Below are 1,866 nucleotides of genomic sequence, written 5' to 3'. Positions count from 1 at the left end.
GTTCGGGCCAGTTGTAGAAATCATCGCGGACGAAGCCGGACGAGCCATTGCTGCGAACGACGATCCTGACGCCGGTATTCTCGGCAAAGGCGGTGTCGAGGCCTTCGGCGAGGCCGGCCGCCATGAAGTCGCCCACCACCAGGACGGTGCGGGCGTCCGGTGCCTTGTCGACCACCGGGATTTCCGGTTCAGCGGGCGGGCGCGGGGCGCGGGGTTTCTTCGCCTTGGGCCTGGGCCTCGGCTTCTGGATATCCAAGGGCGGCTCAATGCGCTCGCTGCGGCGCGGAAACAAAAGGTCGCGCAACGACCAGCCGCGGTTTTGCTGCTCCTGCGCCATGGCCGGCGCATGAAAGGCGCCAGCCACGCCGACGGCAAGCACGATCACGGCCAGGATGAGCACCGGCATTCGACGAACAAGCCCTGCGATGCGCGCAGCCGAAGCCAATCGTTTCCTCCGTCCCTTGGCGCGGCAAGGCCCGCGCCAACCAGATTGCTACAGTGTCCTTTGCGCGCCCGGAAGGCCGCGCGGCACCGCAGGCGGCTCTATTTCTGCCGGAGCCACTTCAGCACTTCCATGCTCGGATAGCCGTCCTGGGTCAAGCCGGCCCTGGCTTGGAAGGCCATGATGGCAGTCTTCGAGCCGTCGCCGATCTTGCCGTCGAACTTGCCGTCGTAAAGGCCATGCTGGGAAAGCCGCTTCTGCAGCTCCTGCCTTTCCTCGAAAGTGAGCTTGGTGAAAGGCCGCTTCCAGTCCTGCACCAGACCGCTCGAGCCGGCGATTTCGTCGGCAAGAAGACCGACGGCCAGCGCATATTTGTCGGCATTGTTGTAAGCTTTGATGACCGTGAAATTCTTGATCATCAGGAAGGCCGGCCCGCTGCGGCCGTCCGGCACCTTCAGCGTCGCCTTGTCGGAGCCGTTCTTGAACGGCTTGCCGTTGGCCCTGACGACGCCCAGCGCCTGCCATTGCGACAGCGTCTTGGAACCGCCGGGCAGCTTTCCGGCCGGCAAGGCGACCTCATAGCCCCAGGTCTTGCCAGCCTGCCAGCCATTCTTCTTCAACAAATTGGCTGATGTCGCCAGCGCATCGGGGATCGAATTCCAGATGTCGCGCTTGCCATTGCCGTCCATGTCCACGGCATAGTGCAGATAGCTGGTCGGGATGAACTGGGTGTGGCCCATGGCGCCGGCCCAGGATCCGCTCAAATGGCTTTCGTCGATGTCGCCGGTCTGCAGGATCTTCAGCGCGGCGACCAGTTGGGTGCGGGCGAATTTTGCCCGCTTCGGATCGGCGTAGGCCAAGGTCGCCAGCGAGCGCACGACGTTGCGCATGATGTCGTCGCGCTTGAGGATCTCGCCATAGTTCGATTCCATCGACCAGATGGCCAGCAGGATGTAGCGGTCGACGCCGAACCTGGCCTCGATCCGGTCCAGCCATGGCTTCCATTTCCTGGCCATCTGCTGGCCCACGGCGACCGACTGGTCATGGACGCGGTTGTCGAAATAGTCCCAGGCAGGGGCCGTGAATTCAGGCTGCGTACGCGCCTTTTCCAGCACCACCGGATCGATATCCCTGATATTCCTGAAGGCCTGGTCGTAGAGGGCGCCGGAAACGCCGCTCTGCACGGCGGTGGCGCGGAAGCCGGCGACCCACTGCCGGAAACCGGCATCGGCGAAGGCAGGGCCAGGCATCAGCAGAGCGAGCGATAGGCTGGCTGCCGCCATGACGCTGGTAAAAATTTTTGCGGCATTGCGAACGGACATCTTTTCCTCCTTCTCTGTCTCAGGAAAGACCATTCATCGCCGAACCAGGTTAGGAATTAGTTTACCATAGGCGCCACGGGGAACGAAAAGACGCTTCGAAGC

General features: G+C 62.8%; 1 protein-coding gene and 1 pseudogene. Both read right to left on the bottom strand.

Annotation, left to right across the window (positions count from 1 at the left end; all coding sequences use genetic code 11):
• Window positions 1–445: pseudogene (locus tag EN943_RS36790) on the bottom strand (DUF459 domain-containing protein); the annotation flags it as partial.
• 98 nt (window positions 446–543) lie between these two features.
• Window positions 544–1,764 (bottom strand): lytic murein transglycosylase, encoded by a 1,221-nt coding sequence (locus tag EN943_RS36785; protein WP_127416591.1) that lies wholly within the window; start codon window positions 1,762–1,764, stop codon window positions 544–546.
• Window positions 1,765–1,866: the final 102 nt, after the last annotated feature.

Source organism: Mesorhizobium sp. M7A.F.Ca.US.006.01.1.1 (assembly GCF_003997935.1).
In the GTDB taxonomy this organism is placed as follows: domain Bacteria; phylum Pseudomonadota; class Alphaproteobacteria; order Rhizobiales; family Rhizobiaceae; genus Mesorhizobium.
This window is presented reverse-complemented; position numbering and strand designations above follow the sequence as displayed.

What these genes read in the sequence shown, in the direction of transcription:
- EN943_RS36785 (WP_127416591.1), bottom strand. Translation starts at nt 1,764, where the DNA reads ATGTCCGTTCGCAATGCCGCAAAAATTTTTACCAGCGTCATGGCGGCA.